Annotated in this window: 25 protein-coding genes; 10 read left to right on the forward strand and 15 right to left on the reverse strand. The window is 66.5% G+C overall.

Annotated features, from left to right (window positions below; translation table 11 throughout):
* The first annotated feature begins 52 nt into the window (after positions 1 to 52).
* Entirely contained in the window at positions 53 to 1,081 is a 1,029-nt protein-coding gene (locus QF206_RS09525) for an ABC transporter substrate-binding protein (RefSeq protein ID WP_281488980.1), read from the forward strand.
* 71 nt (positions 1,082 to 1,152) lie between these two features.
* Here the strand turns inward: QF206_RS09525 and QF206_RS09530 are convergent, their stop codons facing one another.
* The 4 genes from QF206_RS09530 to QF206_RS09545 all read right to left on the reverse strand — a co-directional run bounded on the left by QF206_RS09530 (position 1,153) and on the right by QF206_RS09545 (position 4,303).
* The gene (locus QF206_RS09530) at positions 1,153 to 1,587 is read right to left on the reverse strand and encodes a secondary thiamine-phosphate synthase enzyme YjbQ (protein ID WP_281488981.1); all 435 of its coding nucleotides are present in this window, start codon (positions 1,585 to 1,587) and stop codon (positions 1,153 to 1,155) included.
* Positions 1,584 to 2,480, reverse strand: coding sequence for an amidohydrolase family protein (locus tag QF206_RS09535; protein WP_281488982.1), 897 nt, complete (start codon positions 2,478 to 2,480; stop codon positions 1,584 to 1,586). Before QF206_RS09535 ends, QF206_RS09530 begins: the two co-directional genes overlap by 4 nt.
* Positions 2,477 to 3,472 (reverse strand): carbohydrate kinase family protein, encoded by a 996-nt coding sequence (locus QF206_RS09540; protein WP_281488983.1) that lies wholly within the window; start codon positions 3,470 to 3,472, stop codon positions 2,477 to 2,479. Before QF206_RS09540 ends, QF206_RS09535 begins: the two co-directional genes overlap by 4 nt.
* A 138-nt stretch (positions 3,473 to 3,610) precedes the next feature.
* Entirely contained in the window at positions 3,611 to 4,303 is a 693-nt protein-coding gene (locus tag QF206_RS09545; RefSeq protein ID WP_281488984.1) for a GntR family transcriptional regulator, read from the reverse strand.
* Positions 4,304 to 4,689: 386 nt separating this feature from the next.
* Between QF206_RS09545 and manA the strand changes: the two genes are divergently transcribed.
* A complete protein-coding gene (manA, locus tag QF206_RS09550) occupies positions 4,690 to 5,889 on the forward strand; it encodes a mannose-6-phosphate isomerase, class I (RefSeq protein WP_281488985.1) in 1,200 nt (399 codons plus the stop codon).
* A 120-nt stretch (positions 5,890 to 6,009) separates the two neighbouring features.
* Here manA and QF206_RS09555 read toward each other — a convergent pair whose 3' ends face one another.
* On the reverse strand, positions 6,010 to 6,702 hold the full coding sequence (locus QF206_RS09555; RefSeq protein WP_281488986.1) for a GntR family transcriptional regulator: 693 nt from the start codon (positions 6,700 to 6,702) through the stop codon (positions 6,010 to 6,012).
* Positions 6,703 to 6,976: 274 nt separating this feature from the next.
* Between QF206_RS09555 and QF206_RS09560 the strand changes: the two genes are divergently transcribed.
* Positions 6,977 to 7,990 (forward strand): SIS domain-containing protein, encoded by a 1,014-nt coding sequence (locus QF206_RS09560; protein ID WP_281488987.1) that lies wholly within the window; start codon positions 6,977 to 6,979, stop codon positions 7,988 to 7,990.
* A gap of 716 nt (positions 7,991 to 8,706) precedes the next feature.
* Here QF206_RS09560 and QF206_RS09565 read toward each other — a convergent pair.
* A complete protein-coding gene (locus tag QF206_RS09565; protein WP_281488988.1) occupies positions 8,707 to 9,669 on the reverse strand; it encodes a 2-hydroxyacid dehydrogenase in 963 nt (320 codons plus the stop codon).
* Positions 9,670 to 9,899: 230 nt separating this feature from the next.
* Here QF206_RS09565 and QF206_RS09570 point away from each other — a divergent pair, with 230 nt between their 5' ends.
* Together QF206_RS09570 and QF206_RS09575 are read left to right on the forward strand one after the other, a co-directional pair.
* On the forward strand, positions 9,900 to 10,484 hold the full coding sequence (locus QF206_RS09570) for a TRAP transporter small permease (protein WP_281488989.1): 585 nt from the start codon (positions 9,900 to 9,902) through the stop codon (positions 10,482 to 10,484).
* A 12-nt stretch (positions 10,485 to 10,496) separates the two neighbouring features.
* A complete protein-coding gene (locus QF206_RS09575) occupies positions 10,497 to 11,777 on the forward strand; it encodes a TRAP transporter large permease (RefSeq protein WP_281488990.1) in 1,281 nt (426 codons plus the stop codon).
* A gap of 317 nt (positions 11,778 to 12,094) precedes the next feature.
* Here QF206_RS09575 and QF206_RS09580 read toward each other — a convergent pair whose 3' ends face one another.
* Positions 12,095 to 13,114 (reverse strand): LacI family DNA-binding transcriptional regulator, encoded by a 1,020-nt coding sequence (locus tag QF206_RS09580; RefSeq protein ID WP_281488991.1) that lies wholly within the window; start codon positions 13,112 to 13,114, stop codon positions 12,095 to 12,097.
* 195 nt (positions 13,115 to 13,309) lie between these two features.
* Between QF206_RS09580 and QF206_RS09585 the strand changes: the two genes are divergently transcribed.
* The 5 genes from QF206_RS09585 (at position 13,310) to QF206_RS09605 (ending at position 19,070) form a co-directional block, all read left to right on the forward strand.
* On the forward strand, positions 13,310 to 14,155 hold the full coding sequence (locus QF206_RS09585; protein WP_281488992.1) for a PfkB family carbohydrate kinase: 846 nt from the start codon (positions 13,310 to 13,312) through the stop codon (positions 14,153 to 14,155).
* A gap of 50 nt (positions 14,156 to 14,205) precedes the next feature.
* Positions 14,206 to 15,651 (forward strand): NAD(P)/FAD-dependent oxidoreductase, encoded by a 1,446-nt coding sequence (locus QF206_RS09590; protein ID WP_281488993.1) that lies wholly within the window; start codon positions 14,206 to 14,208, stop codon positions 15,649 to 15,651.
* Between the two features lie 110 nt (positions 15,652 to 15,761).
* Positions 15,762 to 16,601: a sugar phosphate isomerase/epimerase family protein gene (locus tag QF206_RS09595; RefSeq protein WP_281488994.1), complete on the forward strand. Its 840-nt coding sequence runs from the start codon at positions 15,762 to 15,764 to the stop codon at positions 16,599 to 16,601.
* 40 nt (positions 16,602 to 16,641) lie between these two features.
* Complete coding sequence (gene hglS / locus QF206_RS09600) at positions 16,642 to 18,060, forward strand: 2-oxoadipate dioxygenase/decarboxylase (protein WP_281488995.1); 1,419 nt, start codon at positions 16,642 to 16,644, stop codon at positions 18,058 to 18,060.
* A complete protein-coding gene (locus QF206_RS09605) occupies positions 18,057 to 19,070 on the forward strand; it encodes a hydroxyacid dehydrogenase (protein WP_281488996.1) in 1,014 nt (337 codons plus the stop codon). The genes hglS and QF206_RS09605 overlap by 4 nt, the downstream gene beginning before the upstream one ends.
* A gap of 149 nt (positions 19,071 to 19,219) precedes the next feature.
* Here QF206_RS09605 and QF206_RS09610 read toward each other — a convergent pair whose 3' ends face one another.
* From QF206_RS09610 to QF206_RS09645, 8 genes are all read right to left on the reverse strand, one after another.
* Positions 19,220 to 20,746, reverse strand: a complete 1,527-nt coding sequence (locus tag QF206_RS09610; protein WP_281488997.1) for an amidase family protein — start codon at positions 20,744 to 20,746, stop codon at positions 19,220 to 19,222.
* Between the two features lie 79 nt (positions 20,747 to 20,825).
* Positions 20,826 to 21,812 (reverse strand): ABC transporter substrate-binding protein, encoded by a 987-nt coding sequence (locus tag QF206_RS09615; protein WP_281488998.1) that lies wholly within the window; start codon positions 21,810 to 21,812, stop codon positions 20,826 to 20,828.
* Between the two features lie 72 nt (positions 21,813 to 21,884).
* Positions 21,885 to 22,934, reverse strand: coding sequence for an ABC transporter permease (locus QF206_RS09620; protein WP_281488999.1), 1,050 nt, complete (start codon positions 22,932 to 22,934; stop codon positions 21,885 to 21,887).
* Positions 22,931 to 23,719 carry an ATP-binding cassette domain-containing protein gene (locus QF206_RS09625; protein ID WP_281489000.1) on the reverse strand — a complete coding sequence of 263 codons (789 nt, stop codon included), beginning with the start codon at positions 23,717 to 23,719 and terminating at the stop codon, positions 22,931 to 22,933. The genes QF206_RS09620 and QF206_RS09625 overlap by 4 nt, the downstream gene beginning before the upstream one ends.
* A 139-nt stretch (positions 23,720 to 23,858) precedes the next feature.
* Positions 23,859 to 24,518, reverse strand: coding sequence for a TetR family transcriptional regulator (locus QF206_RS09630; RefSeq protein WP_281489001.1), 660 nt, complete (start codon positions 24,516 to 24,518; stop codon positions 23,859 to 23,861).
* A gap of 233 nt (positions 24,519 to 24,751) precedes the next feature.
* Complete coding sequence (locus QF206_RS09635) at positions 24,752 to 24,943, reverse strand: DUF2795 domain-containing protein (RefSeq protein ID WP_281489002.1); 192 nt, start codon at positions 24,941 to 24,943, stop codon at positions 24,752 to 24,754.
* Between the two features lie 101 nt (positions 24,944 to 25,044).
* Positions 25,045 to 25,281 carry a CDGSH iron-sulfur domain-containing protein gene (locus QF206_RS09640; protein WP_281489003.1) on the reverse strand — a complete coding sequence of 79 codons (237 nt, stop codon included), beginning with the start codon at positions 25,279 to 25,281 and terminating at the stop codon, positions 25,045 to 25,047.
* Positions 25,278 to 26,312, reverse strand: a complete 1,035-nt coding sequence (locus tag QF206_RS09645) for an iron-containing redox enzyme family protein (RefSeq protein ID WP_422785380.1) — start codon at positions 26,310 to 26,312, stop codon at positions 25,278 to 25,280. Before QF206_RS09645 ends, QF206_RS09640 begins: the two co-directional genes overlap by 4 nt.
* Positions 26,313 to 26,488 lie beyond the last annotated feature (176 nt).

Genomic DNA, 26,488 nt, shown 5'->3' on the forward strand with positions numbered 1-26,488 from the left:
CCGTCGAAGGAGCCCTGTCACTGCTCACCGCTCAACGAAGAGAGGAACAACCATGCACCACTCACCGATCACAATCCGCAGCCGACGCCTCCGCGGAGCCTCGGCCGCGATCGCGGGAATCGCGGCGCTCGGCGTCGCCCTGGCGGGGTGCTCCAGCACGGCCGGACCTGACCCTGATACTGGAGACCCCGCAGCTGAGGAACGGGGGAGCCTGACGTTCGTCGCAGGCGTCAAGGGCGATCCGTTCTACATCACGATGTCGTGCGGTGCTCAAGCGGCTGCCGAAGAAGCGGGCCTGAGCTTCGACTTCCAAGCGCCGAATTCATTCAGTCCGACCGACCAGATCCCAATCGTCGATGGAGTCGCGGCGGCGGCGCCCAGCGCGCTTCTGATCGCACCGACCGATGGAGCAGCGATGTTCGCTCCGATCCAGCGCGTTGTCGACGCAGGCACGAACGTGGTGCTCGTCGACACAGCACTCGATGACTCGTCCACTGTGCGATCGTCTGTCCGTACTGACGACTATGCCGGGGGAGTGGAGGCGGCCAAGCTGCTGGCTGAACTCATCGGTGGCTCCGGAGAAGTGCTGTTGCTCAACTTCCAGGCCGGAGTCTCGACGACCGAGGCCCGAGGCAAGGGGTTCGTCGACACCGCGGAGCAGCTTGGGCTCACTGTCGTGGGCCAGGAGTACGGCGGCACGGACATCGAGAAGGGCGCGCAGATCGTCGATGCGACCTTGCAGCGGCATCCGAATCTCGCGGGCGTCTTCACGACGACCGACTACGGCGCGCAGGGCACGGTCGCATCGCTCAGGAACGCAGGCGAGCTCGGGTCGGTGAAGGTGGTCGGGTTCGATGCATCACCCGTGATGGTCGAGCAGCTGCGTGCCGGCGACATCCAGGGGATCGTGAGCCAGCAGGCGCGCACGATCGGAGAGCTCGGCGTCGAGCAAGCGCTCGCCGCGATGAACGGCGAAGCGACTTCTGAGAGCGTCATCGAGGTACCCACCGTGACGATCCGCGCGGAGGATCTCGAGTCGGAGTCCGCAAAGGCCGGTCTGCAGGTGGAACGCTGCAACTGAACTCGGTCGGCTTCCATATGGAAGGGCCGCTCGGATGCTGTCCGAGCGGCCCTTCTTCATTTCGCGTCGAGTCAGACACCGATGACGTGCACGATGAACTCGCGGTACAGCGGTCCATCGAACTCGGCGAAGTAGATCGTCTGCCGGCCGCCCATCACGAGTTCGCCATCCTGCACGGGAAACGCCACCTGCATGCCCGTGAGGTGGCTGCGCTGGTGCGAGCACGAGTTGACAGCCATCTGGCCGTCGCTCGGCAGGAAGCGCTGGTGCCGGTGATCATCGCGCAGTTCGGGTGCCGTGCGCTGCAGCATCGAGATGATGTCGTCTTCCACGTCGGGCAGGCCTTCATTCACCATGATGCCGCTCGTAGTGTGCATGGTCGTCGCATAGCAGACGCCGTTCTGCACACCAGTGCTTCGGGCCGCTTCTTTGACGCGATCGGTGATGTCGATGACCTGCGTGTCGTGGTCGGTCTGGATGCCGAGCCGGATGACCTCAGATTTCACAGCGAACCCTTCTTGCTCTCGGTGGTGCTCACGTTCTTGGCGGCTTTCTTGCCGAGCAGGCGCTCGGCATTGCCGCCCAAGATTTGCTGCTCCGTGACAGGACGGAACTCGAGCATCTGCATGGCCCTCACGAAGCGCTTGGGGTCCACCCGCGGGTAGTCGGAGGCGAAGACGAGCTTCTCGCGCAGGCTCGCCTCGCAGACGTCGAGCCCGACCTGATCGGCGAGCACGCGACGCAGTGAGGATTCGGGGCGTCCGCCGTAGAGCACTGACGTGTCGAGGTGCACGTTCGGGTACTTGATGGCGAGCGCGAGTGCTTCCTGCACATATGGCCAGCCGACGTGCGGGATGACGAAGTCGAGTTCGGGGAACGCGCTGATCGCCGGCTCGAGCGACATCGGCGTGAATGCGGAGGTGGGCGCAATGGGCGCCCAGTTGTGCCCGACGGCGATCGAAACCGGGATGCCGAGGTCTTGTGCCGCTTCGAACACTGGGAACGCAGTGCCCTCGTCGGCCGGCTCGAACTGCTGCAGGGCAGGGTCGAGGTTGAGCCCGCTGAGGCCGAGGTCGTCCACCGCGGTGCGAAGCTTCTGTGGGGCGCCCGCGTCGCTGGGGTCCACCGAGGCGAAGCCGATGATGCGCTCGCTGAGCTTCATGAGGTCGGCCAGTTGCTCATTGGTGGCGACGCTGCTCTTGTGCGCCGTCGTGCAGTCGAGTGCGACCATCACGGCGCTGTCGAGTCCCGCTTCATCGAGCTGCGCGAGATACGTTGCGAGGGGCTGAGTCGAGCAATAGAAGCCGAATACGTCTACTACCGGTTCTCGCAGCCCCGGCTCGAGGTCGAAGAACTCCTGAACCTGCACGGGGTAGGTCCGGAAGTCGATTCTGGTCATTGGTGTGCTCCGGTTTCGGTCGAATGGTTTCTGGCGTGTCCGCTCACCTGGTCGGCGGTCGGATAGCGGTCGCGGGGGCGCGACACGTAGAGGGAGGCGGTCGCGTGGGCGTGGCGCAGTGCTTCCTCGATCGGCATCTCTCGCTCAAGCGCTGCCAGCAGCCCGGCGTCGAAGACGTCGCCGGCTCCCACAGCGTCGATGGCCGTCGTTGCGATTGCCGGATGCCGCAGGGTTCGCCCCTCGTGCCAGCTGATGCTGCCTTCAGCGCCGCACTTGATCACGACCGTGCCGGGGCAGACATCGCTCAGCGCTGCGAGCGCGTGCTCAGCAGTGCGTTGCCCCGTGATGGCCTGAGCTTCATCGAGGTTGGGAAGGAACAGATCGACCTCGCGCAGCATCCGTCGCAGTGCGATCAGCGTCGTCTCCGGCCAGTCGGCGGGATCCCAGCCCGTGTCGAGCATGGTGGACTGCCCGCGGCGACGGCACTGGGCGAGAAAGCGATGTGCCGCATCGAAGCCGAGATTCGACACCATGAAGAGGCCGACGAGGGCGACTGTGCGATGCCGTTCCACGACGTGCATCGCATCGCGGAGCAGCTCGTCGGTGAGGCGGCCCGAGCATCCGATGTTCGAGGCGAAGGCGCGCTCCCCATCGGGCCGCACCAGCGCCACGGTGAGACCGGTCTGCTCGCCCGTCAAGCGGCTCACTCCGGCGCTGCAGGCGCCCGCATCCCGCAACGCTTCAACGATGAGCGTGCCTTCGGGGTCGTCACCCACCACGCCGACCACTGAGACGGGCGTGCCGAGTGCTGCGAGACCAAGCGCAAGGTAGCCGGCTTGCCCGGCCGGGAAGAACTGGTGCTCATGACCGACAACCTCTTGGCCCCATTCGGGGAGCTGCGGGACTCCGCGGATGAGGAGGTCCATATTGAGGTTGCCGACCACGCAGATGCCCTCGCGGGCGGTTATCGCGTCGTTGCGATGGTTGACCATGTGTGGAATCCGTTCCGATGTTTGTTTTCAAAGCCTATTGTATGAACTCAAAACTCGAGACGCCGATTTCATCACTGTTCTGTTGTCATTCGCGAAGAAGAGGCGCCTCTGGCGCGCCCGGCTGGGGGCGCCCGGAGATCAGCGCCGACGGAGGACGCTGAAGGCGATCTCGCCCCCGCGGAAGTACTCCTCCGCATAGATGGTGCGGAGGCCGGAGCGCGACAGGCATGTCTCTTCGACCAGCATCCATGGCCCGAGGCCGCCGAGGCTGTATCGGTCCTCGACGTCGCGCGGCAGCTCGGCCGCCGTGATGCGCGCCGCCGACGACACGATGTGGTGGCCGTGCGCTTCGAGCGCCCTGCTGAGCGAGCCGCTCCAGTCCCGGTGGTTCAGCGGACCCGGCAGTGCGCTGCGAAGAACCACGTTGAGGCTCATGGCCATGGGCTCATCGTTGCCGTACCGGATCCGGGTGAGCCGGATCACCGGCGTGCCCTCATCGACCGCGAGCGCGGCAGCTTCCTTTGCCGAAGCCGCGGATTCCTGCACGTCGAGCACAGCGCTGGTGACCGAATAGCCTCGTGATTCGAGCATCTCTGTCACGCTCTCGTACCGCGTGACTGGGCGCTCGACGTGGAGAGAGCCGATGGCCGAGACGAACCAGCCGTGACCGTGCACCACGCCGATGGTGCCATCTTGTTCCAGGCTCTTCAGCGCGTCTCGCACGGTCGAACGCGAAGCGCCCGTTCGCTGGGTCAATTGGGCCTCAGTGTCGAGTCGATCGCCGGCTTGCAGACCTTGTTCTTTGATCATCGCGAGGATCGCTTCACGCACGGCGCCCACAGTTGAGCGCTTGCGCCGTGGTGCTTGATCGGAAGCGCCTGCTCTTATCGAGTCGGTCGTTGGATCCTGCATCGTCATTCCGGCTTCGTCCCTTTCGGTTTACGGCACGTCACGGCTGTTCTTGAGACGTTGTGCGGTCGGATGCCGGCGAGAGTCGGCTGCCCGCTGACAACCGTGGCAGGTGGCTGGCTCCGATTCAACACAGTCATGGGTTCTAACGGTATTGAAGTCACACAAAAGCCGCTGTCGTGTGATCTCCGCACAGGAGGGCGCCGCCCAGGCATGTGCTTGGCCCTCCTCCTTGCCGGTTCCTCCCAAGACGCAAGGTAGCCTCGAATGGGCCGCGATCGGGCCCGAACAGAGAAGAACTGAGGCAGATGCACATACTGACCGGGGTCGCGCGCCGGTATGCGTGGGGATCGACGAGCCAGATCCAAGCGGTGCTCGGCACGCCGAACGATGCTGATCCGCTCGCGGAACTTTGGTTCGGGGCGCACCCCACGGCGCCTTCACCGACCCGCGGTCGCGACGGCGCCGTGTCGAGCCTTGATGCTCTGCTCGAAGCCGAACCTGCCCTGCTCGGAGCAGACGTCGCTGAGCGATTCGGCGAACTGCCGTTCCTGATGAAGTTTCTGGCGCCTGCCCAGCCCGTGTCGCTGCAAGTGCATCCGACGCCCGAGAACGCCCGTGCCGGGTTCGAGCGCGAGGAGGCGCTCGGCATCCCGATCGACGCCTTCAACCGCAGTTTCAAAGACGTGCACCACAAGCCGGAGATGGTCTTCGCCGTCACCGACTTCGAAGGGCTGGTCGGCTTCCGCGACCGGACGCAACTCGAACGCGTGCTCGGTGACTACCGCCACCCGGCGATCCGCGACGCGCAGCGTCTGCTCGAGGCAGATCGCTCGCCCGATGGATTGCGGTCGTGCCTGCGCGCGCTCGTCTCGCTGAAGCCGGAGCAGGTCGACCAGATCGTCGACGAGGCTCGCGAGCTGGCTGAGGGCGAGCGGGCAGCGAAAGCGGGAAGGCTCGCGCCGCACTCGACCGTGGTCGAGCTCGCCTCGTACTATCCAGCCGATGCCGGGGCGGTTGCATCGCTGATGCTCAACCGCATCGCGTTCGCGCCGGGGGAGTGCGTGTACGTGTCGTCTGGCACACCCCATGCCTATCTCGACGGCCTGGCCGTCGAACTGATGGCCAACTCCGACAATGTGTTCCGGGCGGGCCTCACGTCGAAGTACGTCGACGTCGAAGGCTTGCTCGAGAACGTCGACGTCGCCTCGGGGCCGATCTCGTTGCTGTCAGCCGAGGAGGCTGCGTCGGGCGTTCGAGTGCTTCGACCTGGCGCGGAGGAGTTCGAGCTCACCGCCGTCGAGCTCGACGGATCCGTTGTGGAACTCGCGGGATCCGGTCCCCGCATCGCGGTCGGCGTGCGCGGTTCGATCACGCTGCATACGGATGCCGACAACGCCCCCCTCGAGCTCCTGCCGGGCGGCGCGGTGTTCGTGTCGGACGCGGAGCGGATGCTCACGGCATCCGGCCGCGGTCACTTCGTGATCGGCTCAGTGCCAATTCGCTGAGCGTCGCGCTTTCGGAGTGGCCGCCTGCGAGCGTTGACCGCCCGTGCGCCTGTGCGCCCGTTCACCGTGTGCTCGTCGACGAGCGACGCCTTCGAGCACCATCGACTGCGAGCCCGCGCGTCAGCTGCGGCGCAGCACGCTGAACGAGATCTCGCTGCCGAGGTGGTAGTCGAGCGCGTACAGCACGCGCCGGCCGGTGGCCGTCAGGCCGACCTCGAACACTCGCAACCAGGGTCCGAGTCCGCCGAGGGAGTACCGCGCTTGCCACTCCTCCGGCAACTCGACCGCCGAGATGGTTGCGAGGGCCGAGGTGACCCGATTGCCGTGAGCGGCGAGGGCCGCGGTCAGTGAACCGCTCCAGTCGCGGTGATCGATGGGCCCCGGGAGCGTTTCGCGAGGCATGGTGTTCGCGCTCACCACGAGCGGTTTGTCGTCGCCGTACCGGATGCGCAGCAGCCGGATGACCGGCGCGTCGGACTCGAGTTCGAGCGCCTCGGCCTCCTCGGGAGTGGCCGTGCCCTCCTCGATGCTCAGCACGGCGCTGGTGACGGCGTAGCCGCGCCCGGTCAGTACCTCTGTGATGCTCTCGTACTTGGTCATGGGGCGTTCGACGCGCAGCGAACCCGACGCCGAGATGAAGCGGCCCTGGCCCTGAACCGCGTTCACCACCCCTTGCTGCTCGAGCAGCCTGAGGGCCTCGCGCACCGTGGATCGAGAGACGCCGAACAGCTCTGACAGCTCCGACTCGGTGTGGAGGCGATCGCCGGGCTTCAGCCCGAGCTGCGCGATGAGCGCGCTGATCTGCTGATGCACGCGCTCCACGGCACTGCCGCGTCCGCCCGTCGTCCCCGACGACTTGTCGGCCGTCGCGACATTGGTCGTGTCGTTGTCAGACAGGATGCCGCTCCTTGCGCTCTTGTCGTTCGCTGTCGGCCGCGATACCGCGGATGTCCGATCTGGCTGACCATACCAGGCCCCGTTGGAACCGGGGCATCCGACCATCGGTCCGCGCCGTGGATATCGTTATCAGCCCGACAAGTGCTAGGTTTGTCCGACAACCTATCCAATCAACAGACAAAGGATCAGCATGCTGAACTTCGACGAGAAGCGCTACGTCGACATCCAGACCGGCGCCGTGCAGCTCGCCGGCCCGATCCGCGAGGCCCTCAAGGCTGAGCTCGCCAACGGAGCCGAGAACATCTTCTTCATGGGTGCCGGGGGCGTGAACTTCCTCATGCAGCCCGCCGCTCGCATGCTCCAGACGAAGTCGACGTTCCCGACGTTCATCGAGATGTCGGCGGAGATCGTCAACACGGGGCACGCCAACCTCGGACCGAATTCGATCGCCGTCTTCCCCTCGGTCTCGGGCACCACCAAGGAGGCTGTGGCCGCCATCGAGTTCGCCAAGTCGAAGGGCGCCCGGGTGCTCTCGCTCACGGCGAAGGCCGACACTCCGATCGGCGAGATGGCCGACATCAACTTCGCCAACTTCGTCGCCGACGACACCTCGAGCGAGAACTTCTACCTGCAGTCGCTGCTCATCGCGCTGGCGATCATGGATCTGCGCGGCGAGATCGACGACTACGACTCGGTGGTCGCGGAGCTGCAGACCCTGCCTGAGCTGCTCGTCGGCGTGAAGAGCGCCTTCGAGGACCGCGCCAAGTCGTTCGCCGAAGAGATCAAGGACGAGCAGAACCACATCATCACCGGCGCCGGCGGCGTCTGGTACGAGGCGTGGTACTACGGCATGTGCATCCTCGAGGAGATGCAGTGGATCTGGACTCGCCCCGTGCACGCCTCAGACTTCTTCCACGGCACGCTCGAGCTCATCGAGAAGGACACGAGCGTCATCCTGCTCAAGGGTGAGGACGAGGGCCGCTCGCTGAGCGACCGCGTCGAGCGCTTCGCTCCGACCGTCACCTCGAAGCTGCGCGTCTTCGACAGCAAGGACTTCGAACTGCCCGGCATCTCGGACCGTGTGCGCGCGCTCATCTCGCCGGTCGTGCTGGCCGCCGCGTTCGAGCGCCTCAGCGCTCACCTCGAAGTGGTTCGCGACCACCCGCTGACCACTCGCCGCTACTACAAGAAGGGCGACTTCTGATTCTTCGGAATCGCCTGTAGTCAGCGAAAATTTCTCGAGCCCGGAAGGTCCATCCTTCCGGGCTCGAGTGCATTTACGGCGCCGTCTGCGAAGGCGATTTCTCGCCTTCGCACGCCGCAAGTGCGGGCGCGGTCTCCGCGCCCGGCGAAGCCCAACGTCTACCGACCGTTGGTGGCCTTCGCGCGACGTAACGGGGGCGCCGTCCTGGCGCCCGGCGAAGCCCAACGGTTGCGGCCATTTCTGGCCTTCTCCACAGCATCCGCGCCACCTGCAGGCGTCTGCGCCACGAGGAACTGGCGCGAATGCCTGTAAGTGGCGCGGATGTCGGCGATGCCAGCGCTGGGCGCCCGTCTCGGCGCCCACGACCGCGTTCGGTCCGAAGCTCTCCGCTTCGCACCCCGTCGGTCCACGACATCCGCGCCACCTTCAGGCGTCTGCGCCACGAGGAACTGGCGCGAACACCTGTAAGTGGCGCGGATGTCGGCGACGCCACCGCTGCGCGCCCGTCTCGGCGCCCAGCGCGGGGCCGCCGCGACGCCCAGGGCCGCGTTCGGCCCGGAGCTCTCCGCTTCGCACCCCGTCGGTCCACGACATCCGCGCCGCCTGCAGGCGTCTGCGCCACGAGGAACTGGCGCGAACACCTGTAAGTGGCGCGGATGTCGGCGACGCCAGCCCTGAGTGCCGCCTCGACGCCCAGCGCTGGGCCGCCGCGACCCTCAGCCCTTCGCGGAGAAGAAGTCGACCAGGTTCTGCAGCGCGATGATGAACAGCCGCTCCGAGGCATCCGTGGTGTTGAACGCGACGTGCGGAGTGACGATCGCGCGCTCGTGATCGCGCAGGCGGCTGTCGCCCGCAAGCGGCTCGCTGCCGAACACGTCGAGCGCCGCCGCGCGGATCGCTCCGTCGTCGAGCACGCGAAGCAGCGCCTCTTCGTCGACGACCGCACCCCGCGCCGTGTTCACGAGCACCGCGTCGGGCTTCATCGAGCGCAGCAATTGCTCGCCGACAAGTCCGCGCGTGTGCTCGTTCAGGGGCACGTGCAGCGACACTGCGTCGCTCGTGGCGAAGAGCTCGCTCATGGGCAGCAATGGGATGCCGTCGATCTCCGTCGCGCCGCTCTCCGCCGAACGGTTCCAGGCAACGACATCCATGCCGAGTCCACGGCCGATCTCGACCATGCGTCGGCCGATGCCGCCGAGGCCGACCACCCCGAGGCGACGCCCACGGATCTGCCACGAGCTCGCCGACGGCCACTCACCCGCTCGCACCGCCCGGTCGAGTTGCGGCACGCTGCGCACCGCCGCCATCATCAGCGCCGCGGCGTGCTCCGCCACCGCGTCGTCGCCGTAGCCCGACACAGTGAGCACCTCCATCCCGCGGTCTGCGGCGAGGCCGAGGTTGACGTGATCGCTCGCGCCCGTGCCGAGGTACGAAATGACCTTCAGCCGGTCGGTGCTCGCGAGCGCCGCGTCGGGAACATGCCAGCCGAGCAGCATGCCGTCGGCGCCGGCCGTGCGCTCGATCCACTCGTCGTCGCTTGCGGGCACACCCATGTGGATGCGCAGCTCGAGGCCCGAGAGGTCGATCTTGCCCTCGATTCGCTCCAGGATCGCGATCGACTCGTCGTCGGCGTCGGGAACCGTGATGATCGGCGTTGACGGGGATGAGGCGGTCGCCATTGATGCTCCTGGATTTCGAGTGGTGAGCGGGCATGAACGCCCGAGATGAGGTGGGGATGCCGAAGCTCCGGCATCCGCTCAGAGTACTTGCGCCCCGAAGGCGAACTCTCAGTGGTAACGTTATCAACCGCGCAGCGAGCCGATCCGCGGAACGCTCCCGGCGCGTGCCCGAAAGCAAGGGAGCTTCTCAAGTGACACCAGCGACCAACGCCACGACAAAGCGTGTGTGGATGCGCGTTCTGAGCGCGGTGGATGAGGGCTTGCCCGCGCTGCTGATGGCGGTCATCGTGGTCGCCCTCACCGCCGATGTGGTGGGCCGTTACGTCTTCAGTCACCCTCTGCAGAGCGCCTCCGAGGTCTCGCTCATCGCGTTCATCTGGCTCATCTACCTCGCGGTCACCGCGGTGTCGCGCAAGGGTCAGCACATCGCGATCGACGTGCTCACCCAACTGTTCTCGCAGCGGTGGCAGGCGATCGTCGAGATCTTCGTGCAGGTCATTGCGATGCTCGTGATGATCTACCTCATCATCAACGGCCTCGACTACTTCCTGAACGGCAACTTCGTGCCCTTGACCGGCACCGGGCTCTCGAAGAAGTATCTGGAGCTCGCGATTCCGGTCTCGGCGGCGTTCATGATCGTGTACGCGGCCCGCGACCTCGTGCGCGCGGTGATCGGCGCCATCACCGGCCGGTTCGAACGGCCCCAAGTCGTCGATGAGGAGATCGAGCGGATCGACGACTCGTATCGGCCCGACGTGCTCCGAACCGGCAACTTCAATGCCTCAGGCCTAGACAACACCGACCACCTCAAGTAAGCGGACGCCCTCATGATCTGGCTACTCATCCTGCTCGTCGTCGCGCTCATCTTCCTGCGCGTACCGATCTTCCTGTCGTTGCTCGCGGTGTCGGTGCTGTACATCCAGTTCGAGCAGACCGCCGGCACGATCATCGTGCAGCGCATGTCCAGCGGCCTCGAGTCGTTCCCGCTGCTCGCCGTGCCGCTGTTCATCCTCGCGGGCACCATCATGGCCCGAGGGGGTATCGCCGAGCGGCTGATGGGCTTCGCGACCGTGCTGGTTGGCCACTTCCGCGGCGGCCTCGCCCAGGTGAATGTGCTGAACAGCCTCATGATCGGCGGAATGTCGGGCTCGTCGAACGCCGACGCCGCGATCGACTCGAAGATCCTCGTGCCGATCATGCGGCGCCAGGGGTATCCCAACGGGTTCGCCTCGGCGATCACCGCGGCATCCGGCTCGATCTCTCCGATCCTGCCGCCGAGCATCGGGCTCATCCTCTACGGTGTGCTGGCCAATGTGTCGATCGGCGCACTGTTCATCGGTGGCGTGATCCCCGGCATCCTGATCGCCGTCGCGTTGAGTGCGACCGTCTGGATCATCTCCCGCCGTCGCGGGTACCCGAAGGTGCGCGACAACATGGCGCGATTCGCCGAGATCTGGGCGAGCTTCGTGCGTTCGCTGCCCGCGTTGCTCATGCCCGTGCTGCTCATCGTCGGCCTGCGCATCGGCATCTTCACCCCGACGGAGCTCGGCGCGATCGCGGTGGTCTACGCACTCGTCGTGGCCTTCGCCTTCCGCGAGCTCTCGATCAAGGACATCCCGTCGCTGCTCAAGGAGGCCGCGTTCACCTCGGCCATCGTGATGATCATCATCGCCGCAGCGGCCGTGTTCGGCATCATCGTCGCCTACGAGCAGATCCCGGCGCAGGTGCTCGGTCTGCTCACCGCGGTGAGCGACAACCCTGTCGTGCTCCTGCTCATGATCAACCTGCTGCTGCTCGTGCTGGGCATCTTCATGGAGTCGATGAGCCTCATGATCATCCTGGTCCCGGTGCTCGCGCCGGTCGCGGCGAGCATCGGCGTCGACCCGGTGCAGTTCGGCGTCATCATCGTGCTGAACCTCACGATCGGCTCGATCACCCCGCCCGTGGGCAGCGTGCTCTACACCGTGGCGGCCATCACCAAGGTGAAGATCGGCGAGTTCACCAAGGCGTTCCTGCCGTTCTTCATGGCCCTTGTCGTGGTGCTGCTCCTCATCACGTACATCCCGCCGCTCGTCACCTGGCTTCCGGAGCTCACTCGCGGCGGCTGACCGCCTTCACGCTGACGGATGCCGCGGCTGCGCGCCGCGGCATCCTGCGCGCCCTCGTGCGCCCGCGTGCGCCCTCGAGATTGCAATAAGTGCTGCGAGCTTCGCCGATTGGCAGCAGATCTTGTCATCTCGCGAGCTCGGGCGGGGGTAGGCGAGCCTCGCGGGAGCGGGAGCGGGAGCGGGAGCGGGAGCGGGAGCGCGAGCGGGAGCGCGAGGAGTGCGGGAGCGGGGGAGGATTGCGGGCGCGGCTGGGCGCGACTGCGCGCGGCTGACCCTCGCCGCGGCGCACGGGCGCGGAGCCGCAGCTGCGCCGGGCGCTAGGCGGCGTCGGAGGCGGGCGGAGCCTCGACCGAGCCTCGGATGATGAGCTCCGCGAGCAGATTGACGTTGTGCGGCTCGTCTTCCGCCCCCTCGAGCCGGCGCAGGATCAGCCGACCCGCCTCCTGCCCGAGTTCCGCGATCGGCTGCGCCACCACGGTGACGGCGGGGTCGACGAAGGTGGTGAGGTCGAAGTCGTCGAACCCGACGATCGACACATCCGCCGGCATCCGCAGTCCCAGGTCACGAAGGGCACGCAGCGCGCCCTCGGTCATGAAGTTGTCAGTGGCGAAGAGCGCGGTGGGGCGGTGGCCGAGCGTGAGCACCCGGTGCGCCGCTTCGTACGCGCCCTCACGTGAAGCGCCTCCCACGCCGATGTAGGTCGGTTCGAGACGGATGCCGTGGGCGTCGAGCGCCTTCTGGTAACCGGCGAAGCGCTCTGCCGACGAGGCGATCTGCAGGTCGTCGACCAGGATCGCGATGTCGCGGTGCCCGTGCTCGATCAGGTGCAGCACAGCCTGGAACCCAGCACCCTCGTTGTTGACCGTCACCGAGTCGGCGCGCAGGCCCTCGACGCGACGGTCGATCAGCACCAGCGGCACACCGTCTTCGACCAGTTGCGCGAGGTGGGGGGCGTCGTCTTGCGCGGTCGGGGCGACGACGAACCCGGAGACCATGTGCTGCCGTAGCGTCTCGACGACCTTGCGCTCGCGGTCGGGGCGCTCGTCAGAGCTCGAGAGCAGCAGGGTGTAGCCGGATGCCTCGAGGGTGTCGCCCAGGTGACGCGCGATCTTTGCGAAGAACGGGTTCTCGATGTCTCCCGGCACGAAGCCGATCGCGCGCGTCTGCCCGAGCCGCAACGCCTGGGCGATCATGTTCGTCTTGTAGCCGAGCCGCGCTGCCGACTCGGTCACGCGCTCGAGCGCTCGCGCGCTCACCGAGCCGTAGCCGTTCAGCGCTCGCGCCGCCGTGGCCTGAGAGACGCCAGCCGCCTCCGCCACTTCGCGGATCGTGACCACGCCGAGCCTCCTTGCCTAAGATCTCAGACTCTCCCCGGGGCATGCCCCTTCGGAAACTCTAGGGGCCGCGGACTCACGTCGCTCCATCCGGCATCCGAATGACGCACGCGGTCGCCCCGACGGGCTGGTGTCCTCTTCAATGATATCGTTATCAATCACAAGTGGGCCTTCTGGGATCTCGAAGGGGAGAACGCCATGCGAGTCGCGGCGATCGGGGACAACTGTCTCGATGTGTACGTCGAGCAGGATCTGCTCACCGTCGGCGGCAACGCGCTCAACGTCGCGGTCAACTGGGCCCGCGCAGGATTGGACTCCCAGTACTTCGGAGCCGTCGGTGACGATGACGCAGCCGACGCGGTTCGCAACGGCGCCAAGGATGTCGGGCTCGACCCCGCTTCGATCGTGGGTCTCGAGGGTCGCACGGGCGTCACGCTGATCCGGCTCGTCGAGAGCAACCGCGAGTTCCTGCACGAGGAATTCGGTGTCGGTGTCGACTGGCGTCCCGGCGACGATGTGCTCGACTCGGTCGAGGGCGTCGACTGGGTGCACCATGCCGGCGTCTCGCGGGATGCCCGCCTCACCAGCCGCCTGGCCGAGCGCGGGCACCGCTTCAGCGTGGACCTGTCGACGTACCACGATTTCGATCGCCTCGACGGCGTCGAGATCGCGTTCGCCTCGATCGACGGCGAAGCCGACAACCCCGCCCACGACCTTGCCGCTCGCATCTGCGATGCGGGGGCCGCCGTGGCCGTCATCATGCGCGGCGAGCACGGCTCGCTGGTCCGCGCGGGACACGAGACGACCACGACCAAGGCGCAGCCGATCAAGCCGGTGGACACCTGCGGGGCCGGTGACAGCTTCATCGCGGCCTATGTGAAGAGCCACCTGCAGGGCAACGCCCCGCAGCTGTCGCTCGTGCAGGCCACCGCAAGCGCAACGGCGACGTGCCTGCACATCGGTGGCTTCCCGCAGCCGACGCTCTCCGTGCCCGATTGGCTGAAGGCGGCGTACTACCAGTTCGCCGCTTCCTCGCCGGCCTGATTCGCATACCCGCACCACACACGCCCCTCTGAGGAAGCGAGCACACCCCGATGACCTCCACGCTCAAGTTCAGCCAGCCGGTGCCGGCGCGGCCCCACGAGCGCTCGTTCTGGATCCAGTCGACCGACCCGACGGGGCCCGAGACGAGTGCGCCGCTGCGGGGCAACATCTCGACCCCGATCGCAATCGTCGGCGGGGGATTGACCGGGCTGTGGACCGCGTGGCGCATCCTCGAGCAGCGTCCTGAGCAGCAACTGGTGATCCTCGAAGCGGACTTCTGCGGTTCTGGTGCCTCCGGACGGAATGGCGGCCAGGTTCACACCTGGTACGGCAGCCTCGGCTACCTCCGGGCGCTCGTCGGCAAGAAGGAGGCGATCGAGCTCGCTCGCGCCACCGCCGACGCGATCGACGAATTCGAAGAACTGCAGCAGTCGGGCGAGATCGACATGGACCTTCGGCTCGACGGATGGATTCGCGGTGCGAGCGCCAAGGCCCACGAGGGCATCTGGGAGGGCGCGGCCGCCGACTTGGCGCAGCACGGCGACACGCCCTACCGCCCGCTCGATGCCGAGGAACTGAAGGAGCGCACCGGCTCGGCCTCGTCGTACGAGGGGCTCATCGAAGACCGCGCCGGGTCGATGAACCCGTACAAGCTCGCCCGGGGTCTGCGGAAGCGCCTGATGGAGAAGGGCGTGACGATCTATGAGGGAACGCCGGTCGAGGCGATCGCGCCGGGCCGCCCGGCCAGATTGAAGACGCCTCGCGGAGTCGTGACGGCCGACCAGGTGCTCATCGCCACGAACGCCTGGGCCGGATCGATTCCCGAGATCAACCGCTACATGTACTCCGTCGATGGGCAGGTGATCGTCACCGAGCCGATCCCTGAGCGCCTGGATGCGCTGGGCTGGAAGAGCGGCGCCTCGATCGCCGACTCGCAGATGCAGGTGCTCTACTGGCAGCGCACCGTCGACGGGCGTGTGCTGCTCGGCCAGGGCAGCGGCCTGCCGATCTATAAGGCGAAGCTCGGCCCGAAGAACAACCGCAACCCGAAGCTGGTGCCGCCGGTCGTTCGGGAACTGCATCGGCTGTACCCGTCGTTGAGCGATGTGAAGATCGACTACGACTGGGTCGGTCCGATCGACATCGTCGCTACGCACATCCCCATGCTCGGCACGCTCGAGCAGCAGCCGAATGTGCTCTACGCCGTGGGCTGGAGTGGCACCGCACTGGCACAGATCCCCGCTGTCGCCCGCATTCTGGCGAGCCGCCTGCTGGGCATCGACGACAAGTGGGGCCGCAGCAAGCTCTTCAATCAGAACCGTCGCACCCGCATCTTCCCCGAGCCCTTGCGCTTCATCGGCGCGAACCTCGTGCGGCTCGCGGTGATCAACCGGGTTCGGCGCGAGATCCAGAACAAGCGCGTCGACCCGATCACGAAGTTCCTCGTCTCGCTCATGCCGCGCTACCGCGCGCCGGGCGAGGTAGCGCCAGATTGATCGGCTGACGCGCCACGATCCGACGGGCAGCGGTGCACGAGTCACCGCTGCCCGTCGTCGTCTCCGGGACCGTCCGGCACGAACACCGCAACGAAAACGAAGGGGTAACCATGGCTGCACTGTCCATCGAACAGATCACGGGAACGAACTTCTCGTACCAGCACATGACGTTCGAGCGATTCCTCGACGACATGGTCGCGCTCGAGCGGCGGCACCTCGAGCTCTGGGGCATCGCGAACCACCTCTACATCCCCGAGTTCTCGTTCGCCGACGCGCGACGCATGAAGGCGCAACTCGATGAGCGCGATCAGGATGTCGTCTGCATCACCCCCGAGTCGGTGATGTATCCGGTGAACCTCGCCTCCAGCATCCCCTGGATCCGTGAGTCGGCCATCGCCACGCTGAAGAAGGCTGCTGACATCTGCGTGGACCTCGGCTCGCCCCTGCTCTTCCTCACCCCGGGCCGCGGCTTCGAAGACGAGTCGCGCGACGAAGCGTGGAAGCGCTCGGTCGACGGCATCGCGCAAGTGGCGCAGTACGCGGCATCGCTCGGCGTCGACTGCGTGCTCGAACCGCTGCAGCGGCACGAGTCGAACCTCGTGAACAACTCCGAGCAGCTCGCGCAGATGCTCGCCGAGGTCGGCGAGGGGAACGTCGGTGTGGCTCTCGACACTGTGGCTATGGCGACGGCCGAAGAGACGGTAGCATGCTACGTGAAGCGGTTCGGCGATGGGATCCGCCACGTGCACCTCATCGACGGTCGTCCCGCCGGTCACATGGCCTGGGGCGACGGTGAACTGCCGCTGGACCAGTACCTCGACGACCTCGCGGATGCCGGCTACAGCGGTTACATGACGTTCGAGATCTTCGGAGCGAAGAACACGTTCGAACCCTTCGACGCGCACCGGCGCAGCCTCGCGGCAGTGGAGTCGGCGCTCGCCGCGGCCTGAGCCCGCGGCATCCTTCACTCTCGATGGATCAGGAGACGACATGAGCTTTGTCGAACAGTGGGAACTCCGCGCCCGTTTCGCAAGGAGCCTCTCAGAGCTTTACGGCACCGAGGTGCCGGCATACACGACCCTTGTCGAGGTGTCGTCGGAGGTGAACCGCGACTTCCAGGCCAAGCACCCCGAACTCGCCGAGCGCCTCGGCAGCATCGAGCGTGTGACCGCCGAGCGCCACGGAGCGATCCGCGTCGGCGACATTCGCGAGCTGGCGCAGGCCGCGCGCGTCTTCGGTGCGGCCGGCATGCACCCGGTCGGGTTCTACGACCTGCGCGACGCCAACCCGCCGATTCCGGTCGTGTCGACCGCGTTCCGCCCGATCGATCGCGACGAGCTCGCCAAGAACCCCTTCCGGGTGTTCACCTCGATGCTCGTCGCAGAGGACCGTCGTTTCTTCAACGCCGAGCTCGAGCAGCAGCTCAAGGAGTTCATCGGCTCACGCACGCTGTTCCCTGAGGAACTGCTGCAGCTCGCCGACAAGTCGATCGAGCAGAGCGGCCTGGCGCAAGCGGATGCCGACCGCTACCTCGAGCTCGCGACCGCAGCGTTCGCGCTCTCGCCCGAGCCGGTCGACCGCCAGTGGTACGAGCGGCTCGAGGCGATCTCGAGCGTCGCCTCCGACATCGGTGGCGTTGCCTCGACCCACATCAACCACCTCACGCCCCGCGTGCTCGACATCGACGACCTCTACCAGCGCATGCAGGCTCGCGGGATCACCATGATCGACGCGATCCAGGGTCCCCCGCGCTGGGAGGGCCCCGATGTGCTGCTGCGTCAGACCTCGTTCCGCGCGCTCGCCGAGCCGAGGAACTTCAAGGAGGCCGACGGCAGCATCGGCACAGGCGACCTGCGCGTGCGCTTCGGCGAGGTCGAAGCGCGCGGGATCGCGCTGACCGAAGCGGGTCGCAACGATTACGACCGGATGCTGCGCGTCGTCGACGAGCGCCAGAAGGAGTCGGGCCGGCCGCGGCCCGAGGTCGCCCTCGAGGTGTGGCGGGAGCAGTGCCCCGCGAGCGAGCGCGAGCTCATCGAGCGCGACTACGGCTTCTTCAACTTCGCGGCCACCGGTAAGAGCGTCGATGGCGAGAACCTCCCGACCGACCTGCTCGCGCTGCTCGACGGCGGCTGGATCGTCGCCGAGCCGATCGTCTACGAAGACTTCCTGCCCCGCTCGGCGGCCGGCATCTTCGCCTCGAACCTCTCGGGCGAGGGCACGGTCGACGACTCGCAGGACGAGACCGCGCGTGATCAGTCGTGGATGGCCCGCCACATCGGCGTGACCATGCACAACCCCTACGAGCTCTACGCAGCCGAGCGCGATGTGTCGTTCCGTGAGGCGATCGCGAGTCTCGGGCTTGCACCCGACGCGGTGGCCACCCCGTGGACCGTGGCAGTGGCCGCGTGAGCGACGCGCGTCAGGCGGCGGCCGCGGCATCCGGACCCCTCGGGGGAACGGATGCCAGGACTCGCCCCGTCGTCGTCGTGCTCGAGCCGATCCACCCCTCGGGCATCGAGGTGCTAGAACGCTCCTGCGAGGTGCGTCAGCTCGCCAACCCGCAGGACCCCGCGCGCGGCGAGGCCCTCGCCACCGCTGACGCGATGGTCGTGCGCAGCACGAAGGTCGGCGGGGAGCTCATGGACCTCGGCCCGAACCTGCGGGTGATCGGACGCCACGGCGCGGGCACCGACAACATCGACCTGGCGGCGGCGGAGGCTCGCGGCATCCGCGTCGTCAACACGCCCCGCAGCAACACCGACTCGGTCGCCGAGTATGTGATCACGGTCGCGCTCATGCTGCTGAAGCGCATTCCCGAGGTCGAGCAGCGGCTGCGTTCAGGCGCGTTCTCGCCCGAGCACGGCTCGCTGCCGGGCCAGGTCTCACGCGGGGGACTCAGTGGTCGCGAGGCGGCCGGTACCCGGCTCGGTCTGGTCGGCGCAGGTGCGATCGGTCGCGCGGTGGCGGTGCGGGCTCAGGCGCTCGGCATGAAGGTGAGCGCGTTCGACGCGTTCATGGATGCCGAGACCATCGCGGGCTTCGGCATCACCCCGGTCGCGGAGCTCGACGACCTGCTGGCGTCGGCCGACATCGTGAGCCTGCACATCCCGGGTGGCGGCGAGAACACCGCGCTGCTGAACGCCGAACGCATCGCGCGCATGCAACCCGGTTCGCTGCTCATCAACGCGGCTCGCGGCGACCTGGTCGAAGCGCACGCGCTCTCCGACGCGCTGACGAGCGGCCACCTCGCCGGTGCGGCCGTCGACGTGTTCGACCCTGAGCCGCCGGCCGTCGACCACGTGCTTTTCAGCGCGCCGAACCTCGTGTTGACGCCGCATGCGGCTGCCATGACCCACGAAGCCCTGGAGCGCATGGCTCAGGATGTCGCCGCCAACGTCGTCGAGGCACTCGGCCGCTGAGGCCCGCGCCTCGGCCACCCGTCGCGTGCCCCTTGCCCGCGTCGAGATGACAGTAGTTGCATGTTCTCCCGCCGCTGGGCAGCAGATTCTGTCATCTCGACGACAGGGCGCAGACGGCGCGGGGGTGGTCGGCCACCTCCGACGTCGAGCTAGGTCGATGCGTGGCTTCCACGCGGAGCCTGGGCATCGGACGCACCTTGGCGAAGTGCGTCGCGGGCCTGCTCATAGGCGTGACCAGCGCGGAGCACGAGCGCGTCCTGCGCCCGGCGTCCCACCAGCATGAGTCCGACGGGGAGCCCGTCGACGGTTCCGCAGGGCACCGACAAGGCGGGGTGCCCGGAGACGTTGAACGGCGCCGCGTTCTGATAGCTGCCTGCTGCCAGCGCGAGCGTCTCTCGAATGCCGCGCTCGGCGGGTTCGGCGCGGAAGGGCAGCTGCGGCGTGGTCGGCATCACCAGCAGGTCGAATTGCTCGAACGCGTCATCATAGGCGCGACGCAGCTGATGCCCCAGCTCGATCGCCAGGCTGTAGCGACGCTGTTCCGGGCGCTCCAAGAGATACCGCCCCAGCAGGAACGCGGCCTTTCTCGTGTACGGGAACGCGCCGGCGTGTTCATGCAGCGCGCGGGCATAGGCATCCATGTAGGTGCCTGACGATTCGGCGGCACGGCGAAGCCGACCCGCGGCGTTGTCGACGAGTTGAATGGTGCTTCCTTCGGTCGCGATCCCAGACCAGATCGGAACACCGAATTCGTGCCAGGGGACCGAAACGGGAGCGGTGTGAGCACCGCAGCGCTCGAGAACTGCGATGGCTTCGCGAACAGTGGCGTCGACGACTGGGTCGGAGTGCCCGGCGATGCCGAACCCCTGTTCGAGCGCGCCGATGCGGATGCCGGATACTCCGGCATCCAGCCCTTGGACGTAGTCTTGCTGTCCGTCTGCGATCGCGCTCAGCACCTGCGCGCAGACCTCGACCGTTCGCGCCATCGGACCGAGAGCGGTCAGGGACGGCTCGAAGATCGGTGTGCCATCGAGGGGAACAAGCCCTGTGGTGGGTTTGAGGCCCACGACTCCAGTCCACGACGCGGGCTCGCGAATCGAACCACCCGTGTCAGAGCCGATCGCGAAATCGACCTCGCCTGCTGCGACAACTGTCGCACTGCCGCTGGACGAGCCCCCAGGAACGAATCCTGGACTCGCGGGATTGTCGGGGAGGGGGCGCGGATGGCCCGTGATCCCTGCTCCGTCGTGCTCGAACTCCGAAAGACGGGTGGTTCCGACGATCCTGGCCCCGGCGCGCAGCAAGCGCTCTACAACGCTCGAGTTCCGGGTCGGCACGTGCTGCACGAGAGTGTTGCCTGCGGAGACGGGCACGCCCGCGACCTCGATGCTCGCCTTGACCGCGGCCGTGCGACCTTGCAAGGGGCCCGACGTTGCGCCGCCCAGATCGAACTGCAGATCCCAGGCGTGGAACGCGTCTTCAGATTCTGACGGCTCGTGCACCGCCATGGCCGGGGCGCCACCCAACGTCTTGGACGCGACTTCGTCGAGTACGCCCAAGGCGTTGAGCTGCTCAGTGAGCACCGAGGCCAGTTCTGAAGCTTCAGTGTCGGAGACGTGCATTCCGAGGGTGCCCCCGAGGTGGACCACTTCGGTGGGCGATATTGAGAGGTTCATACACTTCCGTAGACGGGGCGGGGTGGCGAACCACGAAGGGCTCGCCACCCCGTCAGATCGGACGCAGCGGAACTATGGCCTAGTAGAAGTACTTGCTGATGGCCTCGTCGTCGGCGTTCTCGGTCGTCGCCACGACGTTGTCGAGCAGTTGCATCTTCTCGACCGACTCGCCCTTGACCAGCGCGACGGCGGCCTTCACCGCGAGCTCGCCCTCGAGTGCCGGCTGCTGCAGGATCAGCGCGATGACTGTTCCGTCTTTGAGCAGCTGCACCTGTCGCTCCGAGGAGTCGTAGCCGACGATCGGAATGCCCTGCTTACCCTGTGCCTTGAGCGCGTTCGCCGCCCCTTCAGAAGCGGGCTGGTTCGGTGCGAAGATCGCGACGATGTCGGGGTGCGCGAGCAGCAGCGCCTCGGTCTTGGTCTGCGCGTCGCCGATATCACTGCCCGACATGTACTCGGTCGGAAGCACGTTCAGGCCTGGATACTCTTCTGCCGCACGCTGCGTGAATCCATCGACCCGGGCGTTGATGGTCGTCGCGGCGGGGCTCAGTCCGAGCACGGCGACCGTCCCTTCTCCTCCGACGGCTGCGGCGATCTCGTCTGCGGCCAAGGCGCCGCCCTGTTCGTTCGAGGCGGTGACGGCTGCCGAGACGATGCTGTCGTCGGCGAGCTGGGTGTCGACCGTGACGATGTACGCGCCGCCATCCGCGAGAGCCTTCAGCGGCGCGAACATCGAGTCAGCGTCGGTGGGCGCCACGACCACTGCGTCAGGACTCGTCGCCGCGAGCGCGTTGAGGATCGGTGTCTGTGCGGCCGGGCTGAAGTCGGCCGCTCCCTGGTAGACGAGGTTCACACCCAGCTCATCAGCGGCCTTCTCCGCCCCTTCTTTCATCGCCACATAGAACTGCGATGACGTCGAGCCGGGCACGAACGCGATGGTGATCTGCTCACCGTCGCCCGTGGGTTCGGTCGGCTCATTCTGTGCGTTCGTGCAGCCTGCCGCGCCGAGAGCGAGCATTGCTGCTACGGGGAGGGCGAAGAGCAGTCTCTTCTTCTGTGATCTCATGGTTCATTCCTTCATTGGACGGGACTGTGTTCTTGTTGCGGGTTCTTGCTAGGGGAGCGCTGGTTCCGTAGGTCATCGTTTTCGTGCGAGCAGTTTCGAGCGCTGCTGGTCAGCCCAAACTGCGACGATGAGCACGACTCCGATCGCGACGTACTGCCAGAAGGGATCGACAGCGGCCACGACGAGTCCCGTCTGCAGCACGGCGATGATGACCGCGCCGATCACTGTGCCGGCGATGGAAGCGCGGCCACCGAACAGGCTGGTCCCGCCGATCACCACTGCAGCGATCGAGTGGAGCTCGGAGCCATCGCCCGCGGTCGGTGACGCGGCCGACAGCCGGGCGACGAGCAGCATCCCGGCCACACCCGCCAGGCCGCCGGCAAGGGCGTAGATGCGGATCAGATGTGCGTCGGTGTTGATGCCGGCTCGCTTCGCCGACTCGGCGCTGCTGCCGATCGCGAGGGCCCGACGACCGAAGCGCGTCTTGGTCAGGTAGTACCACGCGATCACCGCGAGGACTGCCGCGACCAGGACCGGTAGCGGGATCCACCCGAACAGGTTGGTGAATCCGATCGTGGTGATGTCTGAGGGGATGGTGGCGATCTGCTGCCCGCCGCCGATCAGGTAGCCCACACCCGTTGCGATGCCGAGCATCCCGAGGGTAGTGATGAGGGGCGTGACCTTCATCTTCGTGATCACCAGGCCGTTGATCACCCCTGCTGCGGTGCCCGCTGCGATGCCGGCCGCGAACCCGATCGCGATCGTCGCACCCGACGGCAAGCCGGCCGCCATCAGGGTCGCCATGGTGAGGCCCCCGACCATTCCCGACATTCCCAGCACAGCGCCGACCGAGAGGTCGATACCGCCTGTGGCGATCACGAAGGTTTGGCCCAGTGCGAGGATCAAGATCTGCGTCGTCGCAACCGTGGTCGCGATCCAGGCGCCCTGCGAGAGGAAGTTAGGAGTCACGACTCCGAAGATCGCAATGATCAGCACGAGCACTCCGAGGGTCCAGAACGGACCCACCCGGTCAGCGATCGTAGCTGCGCGCACTCGTCCGGGCGTGTTCGACACGTTGCTCACCGCCTCGGATGTCTTGATCGGCTGTCCCTTGAGGTTCATTCCTCGTCTCCCTCAGTCAGCCCGGTGATCGCGGCTACCAGCGAAGAAGACGTGGCTTCGTCGCGGTCGAACACTCGGACGATGCGGCCCTGCCGGAGAACGGCGATGCGATCCGCGACCTCGAGCACGTGTGAAAGCTGATGACTGACCAGCACGATCGCAAGATCGAGTCTTTCGCGAATGCTGGTGATGAGGTTCAGCACCTCTTGTTGCTGCTCGACACCGAGGGCGGCGGTGGGCTCGTCGAGCAGAAGCACCTTGTCGCACCAGGTGACGGCGCGCGCGATCGCGACTGCCTGTCGCTGACCGCCCGAAAGATCCACGCATCGTGCCTCGATGTCTGGGATCCGGATGTGCACTCGATCGAGTGCTTCGCGAGTCCTCTTCGCCATCAGTGCCCGGTCGAGATGGCCGGTCAGTCTCCCTGCCCCGCGCACCGAGACTTCCCGACCGAGGAACATGTTCTCGACGACATCGAGGTCGAGTGCGAGGGCCAGGTCCTGGTAGACGGTTGCGATACCAGCCGCGCTCGCTTCGGCAGGATTCTTGAACTCATGCGCGCGACCTTCGACAAGTACTTCGCCGCTCGTCGGGCGATTGTTCCCAGACAAGATCTTCAGCAATGTCGACTTTCCGGCACCGTTGTCGCCGACGAGCGCCAACACCTCGCCTGGAAAGAGTTCGAGGTCGATGCCGCGAAGCGCGTGGACCCCTCCGAAGCGCTGGTGAATACCGCGTGCGGCGAGCACTGGCTGACGTTGAGCGACAGGGGAAGGTGGGCTCATGGTCCTGGTTGTCTCCGCTGACTCTCGTGACCGCAGGGTCAATGTACGAACTAGTGAGTTATGAAACCATGCGATCGCGAGCAGCGCAATACCGAGACTCGTAACGGTTGGGTATTGATTGTGAGAAGGGAAAGTGTCGCTAAGCCTTGGCGGGCGCGCGAGTGCCCTCGGTCAGCCACTGCACGATGAGATCGCCGATGATCGACCGCATCCTGATGAGCGATTCCGACGACAGCAGGTCGATGTCGAACAGATGTCCGAAGGTGCGGCCGCTCGCCACAGGGAACACGCAATAGGCGCTGATCGCGAGGTGGACGTCCAGCGCTGTGACATCGCGGCGGAACACACCGGCCTGCCAACCCCGTTCCAGAATCTGAGTGACGAAATCGAGGGCGGGTGTTCCGAGACTCGACAGCGACTCGATCTTGCTCAGAAAGCGCGCGTCATTGACGTTCTCGAGCGCGACGAGCTTCACGAATTCCTGGTGCGCCATGTGGTGGTCAAAGCTGCGCTCAGCGAGAAGCCGGATCGACGTTACGGGGTCGCTGTGCGCCACGTCGATCTCGCGTTCAGCATCGCGCACCTCTTGGTACGCCCGCTCGAGCACCGCGACGTACAAACCTTCCTTCCCACCGAAGTAGTAGTAGATCATCCGCTTGGTGCTGCTGGTGCGTGCCGCGATCTCGTCGATTCGTGCACCCGAGTAACCGCGCTCGGCGAACTCTTCCGACGCGACCGCCAGGATGTCGTTCTTGGTGCGCTCGGGGTCCCGCGTTCGAATCGTCCGTGCCTTCGTCATCCGCGAAACCTCCTGGTTATATCTCACCAGTACGTTACAAAGGATGCGCGACTCAAGGCGCCGGCGCAGTGAGCGGGTCGACACCCGCGCCGTACATTGCCGGCGTTTATGGGGCCGGCGGAGCCCTCCGTTGCCTGCGCCGCCGAGATGACAGAAGTTGCACGTTCTCCCGCGGCTGAGCAGCAGATTCTGTCATCTCGGCGGAAGGGTCGCGAAGGTGTGAGGGCGAGGGCTCAGCTGCCGAGTTCTTCGCTCACGTCGGCCGGGCTCTCGTAGGTGCGGTCGTCCAGGCCGTCGAGCAGGTCGATGATGTCGTCATCCGCGCCATTCACCTCGGCGGCGCGGAGCAACTCGTCCTTGGTCGCCGGGTAGTCGACTCCGCTCAGGTGCTTCTGCACCTCGATGGGGCTCGGGGTGTCGTTCATCTCGGTTCCTCCTTCTCGTCGGTCCCTCTTAGGGTCCGCTCCTGTGCATGGTGTTCCCATTGCGCGCCGCTGCGAAGACCACATCGAAGGTCGCGCGGCGCTCACTCCTCGGTTCTGAATCGCATGAGCTTGTGCGTGCCGTCGCAGAACGGTTTGACGGCCGAGGCGCCGCAACGGCAGAGCGCGATCGTCGGCCGAGTGCGAGGCACGGGGTGCCCGTCGCCGTCGAGGAGTTCGACGTCTCCTCTGACGAGCAGCGGACCGTTCGGGCAGGCGACGATGCTCGCGGCGCCGAAGCCTTTGATCTCGTCGTCGCCGTCTCGAGCATCCGCGGTCATGCGGCCTCCAGCGTGAACGCGTGCCGGAGCGAGGTCTCCCCGGCCTCCCACCGCGAACGGATGTGGTCGGCGGCTCGCCCATCGATCGTCAGGCACGCAGCCGCCCCGAACATGACGTCAGCCAGCAGTTCGGGCTGCGCCTCCACGAGCCCTCCCGCCAGATCGCGCGCCGCGATCTGCTCGTGCACGGCATCCGCTTCGACGTGCTCATCGAAGTAGTCGGTCACCTGGTCGCCGTAGCCGTTTCGCCGGAAGCCTTCGGCGATCATGCGGGAAGGCAGAGAGGAGGTCATCTCGAACGCGGCGAGGTGCCCGACGCTCGCTCCCCGGAGGCGGCGGTGCAGGCCGAACATCGTGGTTATGTTCAGTGAGGCGAGCGTGATCGCGGGCACCAGGTCGAGATAGGCGCCGTAGCTGTCGTCGAGCCCCGCCCCGCGCATCGTGCGCGCGTAGAGGTTCGCGTGAATCCGCTCCTGTCGGCCTCCTCCGTACTCGTCGGTCTGGATCTCGATCAACGCAGCCTTCGCGCGTCCCCGCAGGCGAGGGATCATCCAGGTGTCGGGGTCAGCCTCTTTCAAGGTGTAGATCGAGCGCTGGATGAGGAACTCGTGCAGCTGCTCCCGGGTCGCATTCTTCGCGATGTACCGGGCGAGGCTCGGACCGGGCGTCGGCGCTGTGAGCTCGAACAAGGCCTCGGCGACTTGCTCGGCGATCGGAAGGGGAAGCTCCGGCATCGTGACCGCGTCGCGCAAGCCCGCCTCGAAGCCGCGCTCGAGCTCCCCGCGCGCGGCGATGAGCGACGACGACCACTCCAACTCGTCGCGCACCCCGTCGATGCCGGTGTAGTGCAACTCATACATGAGGAACAGCGCGAGCTGCAGATCATCGTCGGTCAGGATGTCGGGGCTCGCGGCGACGGCTGCGCTCACCTCGTTGTGAAGCGCGTCGTCGTCGAGTCGTGTCGTCCCGTGGTCCTCGAGCCTCAGGTACTCGGTGAGGGCGGCACTAGCAGGGCCCCGCGGGGCAGGCATCTTCACGGCGTTCTTCTTTCACTCGACTTGGGTTCGCGACCTGCGGCACCGCCCTCCGTGGCTAGCGACGGGCACCGCCTGAGACGACGAAACGCTCGTGGCGTACCGTTTTCCGAACTATGGCCCGCAGGCCATGGCCCGACAAGGTGAAGCAGAGCACCGACGTCGGCGGTCTT

Origin of the sequence: Ruicaihuangia caeni, assembly GCF_029952955.1 — a bacterium.
In the GTDB taxonomy this organism is placed as follows: Bacteria; Actinomycetota; Actinomycetes; order Actinomycetales; family Microbacteriaceae; genus Ruicaihuangia; species Ruicaihuangia caeni.

What these genes read in the sequence shown, in the direction of transcription:
- QF206_RS09630 (WP_281489001.1), bottom strand. Translation starts at nt 24,518, where the DNA reads ATGACGAAGGCACGGACGATTCGAACGCGGGACCCCGAGCGCACCAAG.
- manA (WP_281488985.1), top strand. Translation starts at nt 4,690, where the DNA reads ATGCACATACTGACCGGGGTCGCGCGCCGGTATGCGTGGGGATCGACG.
- hglS (WP_281488995.1), top strand. Translation starts at nt 16,642, where the DNA reads ATGAGCTTTGTCGAACAGTGGGAACTCCGCGCCCGTTTCGCAAGGAGC.
- QF206_RS09615 (WP_281488998.1), bottom strand. Translation starts at nt 21,812, where the DNA reads ATGAGATCACAGAAGAAGAGACTGCTCTTCGCCCTCCCCGTAGCAGCA.
- QF206_RS09590 (WP_281488993.1), top strand. Translation starts at nt 14,206, where the DNA reads ATGACCTCCACGCTCAAGTTCAGCCAGCCGGTGCCGGCGCGGCCCCAC.
- QF206_RS09585 (WP_281488992.1), top strand. Translation starts at nt 13,310, where the DNA reads ATGCGAGTCGCGGCGATCGGGGACAACTGTCTCGATGTGTACGTCGAG.
- QF206_RS09525 (WP_281488980.1), top strand. Translation starts at nt 53, where the DNA reads ATGCACCACTCACCGATCACAATCCGCAGCCGACGCCTCCGCGGAGCC.
- QF206_RS09565 (WP_281488988.1), bottom strand. Translation starts at nt 9,669, where the DNA reads ATGGCGACCGCCTCATCCCCGTCAACGCCGATCATCACGGTTCCCGAC.
- QF206_RS09610 (WP_281488997.1), bottom strand. Translation starts at nt 20,746, where the DNA reads ATGAACCTCTCAATATCGCCCACCGAAGTGGTCCACCTCGGGGGCACC.
- QF206_RS09640 (WP_281489003.1), bottom strand. Translation starts at nt 25,281, where the DNA reads ATGACCGCGGATGCTCGAGACGGCGACGACGAGATCAAAGGCTTCGGC.
- QF206_RS09595 (WP_281488994.1), top strand. Translation starts at nt 15,762, where the DNA reads ATGGCTGCACTGTCCATCGAACAGATCACGGGAACGAACTTCTCGTAC.
- QF206_RS09540 (WP_281488983.1), bottom strand. Translation starts at nt 3,472, where the DNA reads ATGGTCAACCATCGCAACGACGCGATAACCGCCCGCGAGGGCATCTGC.
- QF206_RS09535 (WP_281488982.1), bottom strand. Translation starts at nt 2,480, where the DNA reads ATGACCAGAATCGACTTCCGGACCTACCCCGTGCAGGTTCAGGAGTTC.
- QF206_RS09645 (WP_422785380.1), bottom strand. Translation starts at nt 26,312, where the DNA reads ATGCCTGCCCCGCGGGGCCCTGCTAGTGCCGCCCTCACCGAGTACCTG.
- QF206_RS09620 (WP_281488999.1), bottom strand. Translation starts at nt 22,934, where the DNA reads ATGAACCTCAAGGGACAGCCGATCAAGACATCCGAGGCGGTGAGCAAC.
- QF206_RS09560 (WP_281488987.1), top strand. Translation starts at nt 6,977, where the DNA reads ATGCTGAACTTCGACGAGAAGCGCTACGTCGACATCCAGACCGGCGCC.
- QF206_RS09570 (WP_281488989.1), top strand. Translation starts at nt 9,900, where the DNA reads ATGCGCGTTCTGAGCGCGGTGGATGAGGGCTTGCCCGCGCTGCTGATG.
- QF206_RS09635 (WP_281489002.1), bottom strand. Translation starts at nt 24,943, where the DNA reads ATGAACGACACCCCGAGCCCCATCGAGGTGCAGAAGCACCTGAGCGGA.
- QF206_RS09625 (WP_281489000.1), bottom strand. Translation starts at nt 23,719, where the DNA reads ATGAGCCCACCTTCCCCTGTCGCTCAACGTCAGCCAGTGCTCGCCGCA.
- QF206_RS09575 (WP_281488990.1), top strand. Translation starts at nt 10,497, where the DNA reads ATGATCTGGCTACTCATCCTGCTCGTCGTCGCGCTCATCTTCCTGCGC.